Genomic DNA, 3,338 nt, shown 5'->3' with positions numbered 1-3,338 from the left:
GGGGTTCAGACGCCGCTTACTGAAAAGCGCACCAAGCCGATCATGGCGCAGATCGCCCAAGCATTGACGCCCCTGCCCCGGCATGCCTGCCGATCGATCACCTTTGACCGTGGTTCCGAGTTCATCGATTGGCCGCATCTGCAGGCGGAGGTGGGCGCCCAAACCTGGTTCTGCGAGGCGCAGTCACCGTGGCAGAAAGGCGCCGTCGAGAACGCCAACAAGCGTCTCAGACGATGGCTCTGCCGCGACACCGATCCGAACACGCTTTCCCAGGAGGAGCTCCGTCAGCTCTGCGCGGGCCTCAATGCCACGCCGCGCAAGTGCCTCGGCTTCCGAACGCCTGCCGAGGTGTTCAAGGCTAACATACTCGGACGCGGCTACAGACGGGAGAAACTCTCCCGGCAACCATTGTCGCATTTGGGCTAGCGCTTCCAAGAGGTGGGTTCTTGAGGACATCCTCTCGGCATTGCATGTCACCGTAACGATGAGGCCCTAAAGATCATCCTGTCGAAGCCATTTTCTACTCCTCGACCACCGGCACGTCCTGTTTGCCCCAAAACTTCTGATACATAGGGCCGTGACTTTCAGGTTGCTGGCCCTTTTCTGGCTTTGTCATCATGAGTGGCAGCGGCGCAGGGAGGTCTGGGCCGACGACTATAGCCTCCCCCTGCGCAAGCGAAGGGATGAACGCCGCGGCGCTCTTATCAAGATCACCACAGGCCTTCTCTATAGTCTCCCTGTCACGCTCGTTGGTTAGCCGATGGACGAACAATGTGCCAAGCTGGCTGAGCACGTCTTGGGGTACATCGCGGGGTCGTTGCGTGGCTATCACCGTGGTGAGGCCGTACTTTCGGCCTTCCTTTGCGATCAAGCCGAAAGCATCAAGCGAGACATGGTTCTGCTCGTCGCCTACTGACCTGCCAATAAATTGGTGGGCTTCATCTAGGAAACACACCAGGGGGCACTCCCGAAACCGCCCCTTCCGCGCCAGACTCAGCAGGTAACGCCCAAGCGTATTTAGGAGGAGTTCGCGGGTGTTGTGCTTGAAGCTGACATTCTCGAAGGAAAGCACCATGGCGCTTTCACTTGGGTCAGCTAAGAACTTCTCGATCTCAGCTGAGACGTCCAACCCATCTTCTGAAAAAATGCAGGCCAACTCCGGTGACGAAAGGAACGTCTCAATTCGAATGATCAAGGTATTGCAATAACCGATAGTGGCAGGGTCGAGAATACCGAAGTTCATGGCGTCATTGCCAACCGGGCGAACACATTCATTGCGCACTTGCCGGGACAATACACGAAAATCGAAGTCGCATTGCTCGGCGGCGAGTTGCTCGGCGAGGAGCAACTCTGCCCTACCAAATGCAACTCGACTTTGATTTGCCTTCTCAATAGAGCCCTGTTCTTCGATAACAACGTGCCCGAATGGGGCCTCTTCATGTCGAATGAGTACTTTGGTTCTGTTACCTCCCACCTCTTGAGTGAACCGATGAGGGTCATCGCGCAGAGCCTTCGACATACGAAGGCTCTTTGTTGCACCTCGAAGCATGGGACCTTGGCTTTGGCCTGTCGGCGTCAATAGTGCATGAAGGTCAAGTTCGGAGAGAAGCTCGCTCGGGAAACGGACCAAAGGCTGTTCTGGCAAAATCGCCTGAGAAAACGCGAACTGCCGCGCCCCTGCAACCTTTCCTGTGAACTCGCCCGTAGGGTCGAAGAGAATGCATTTGCCACCGATCCGGACGATTTCGTTGACTAAGCGCGATACTGTCCAGCTTTTCCCACCACCTGTGGCCCCAAAAACACCGCAATGCCGACCGAATAGCTTCTCCGGCGGTATGCTGATCTCAGCATCCTCTAGCCCCGCCAGGGTGCCGAGGTTGACCATCAGCAGCTCGCTATCTCTGTTCGTTCCGCCCCGAAGGGCGTCTTGGATCGACGCTGATAAAGCACTACCATCGGCCAAATAGACCCCGTCCCCGACACGAGGCTGGGAGTTGATCCCGCGCGACACCTTCCGCGTAGTCTTGGTCACGGTCGCAAGCAATTGGACACGCCCGTTGGGCTCCACCAATGCTTCCTGCTTGATTTGGTGCTCTAGACTTGACCTCTGCTTCTCAGGGATGCCCACCTCGGTGATCCGCCCCAAGACGGTCTCTCGATCGCAGTCAACGAATACAAAGTCGCCTACTGCGCCCCTCGCTAAGCCCCTGCGTCCCGAGGCCGCAAGTGCGGTGGGAAGCGTAAGCTCTACTGCGCTGGCGGTTACGCGAGTGACAGTGCCAATGCGCTTGGCAGGGTCGATCAGCGAGGCAGGTTCACTCATGCCTCTGCCTCGCCAAGCTTGGCCAAGCGATCTTGCAAGAGTTGACGGTCAGTCATCCCCGAAATTTCGGGGAGAGCGTGCGCCAGATCTTCGAAGCGGCCATTCAAAACTGTGATCCTGCTGTCCCCCTCCTGCACAAGCTTAATGATCTTCCTTTGGTAGGGGCGCTGCTTTTCCAATTCGAGATCGATCACGTGCGGATCCAGCGCATCAAGCCGTTGATGCGGAATAAAGCCTCTGTCGCAGAGGATCACGCGCAGAGACAAGTTCGTCTCAATGGCCGACCAGATCGGGGCACTAATATGGTCGTCCGCGAACCCAAACCCTGAGACGATAAGCGTTGTGTCGGGCTCTCGCAGGGCCTCTTGCAAGGCTGCGAACATGTCGAGGTAAGGCGTCTCAAATGCCTCTTGGTACTTGGTCGAGCGCGGATAGATCAGGACAGGGCGCAGGTCATCAGAGGTTGCGGCCTGACTGCGGATCACGACCCCGTCGGTCTGGCGCCGCCAGTCTACCGATCCGTGCAGTTTGTATGAATGGAACACGCCGTCAAGATAATCGGCCCTGGTGCCTTTCGGGGATCGTCGGACAATGTCGTGTTGGAAATGATCCCGATTGAAACGCTGCACGGCGGCGTGTGAAAACCCATCTACAAGCACCACACCCAAGCGGGCGGCAGCCGTTTCGATGCACAGATCGTAGTTGGTCGTGAACAGCTTAACGCGAGGCTTTTCAGGTGACCGTCGTGCGAATTTGCGAATGAATCCAGCGTGGGCGGTCAGATCCGTATCCGGTTCAACGAAATCGACTTTTTCAAGGATGGTTATTTCTGCAGTCTCTACGAATTTCTCAAAACTTTCGAGCCTAGAAAATTCGTCGTGTAAGATATCGTCGTTCACTCGTACCTTCAGAAGTTCGATCGACATCTTGCACAGGCTAAGTAGTCCCTCGATGTTCTCTTTACCTGTAGCCGGCACATCGCCCATCACATTCTTAGCCCACATTCCCCAAGTAA

3 protein-coding genes are annotated in these 3,338 nt (G+C 56.3%); 1 reads left to right on the top strand and 2 read right to left on the bottom strand.

Annotated elements, in window-relative coordinates:
* Positions 1-426 (top strand): IS30 family transposase (locus TW83_RS18800; protein ID WP_045984315.1); only part of this gene is annotated, 426 nt, incomplete at its 5' end.
* A gap of 94 nt (positions 427-520) precedes the next feature.
* On the opposite strand, the gene TW83_RS18795 is transcribed toward TW83_RS18800, so the two are convergent.
* Positions 521-2,323: an ATP-binding protein gene (locus TW83_RS18795; RefSeq protein ID WP_045984314.1), complete on the bottom strand. Its 1,803-nt coding sequence runs from the start codon at positions 2,321-2,323 to the stop codon at positions 521-523.
* The coding region (locus tag TW83_RS18790; RefSeq protein WP_045984313.1) for an SIR2 family protein at positions 2,320-3,338 on the bottom strand (1,019 nt) is incomplete at its 5' end. The genes TW83_RS18790 and TW83_RS18795, both read right to left, overlap by 4 nt.

Origin of the sequence: Paracoccus sp. S4493 (assembly GCF_000967735.1) — a bacterium.
GTDB classification, from domain to species: Bacteria; Pseudomonadota; Alphaproteobacteria; order Rhodobacterales; family Rhodobacteraceae; genus Paracoccus; species Paracoccus marcusii.
This window is presented reverse-complemented; position numbering and strand designations above follow the sequence as displayed.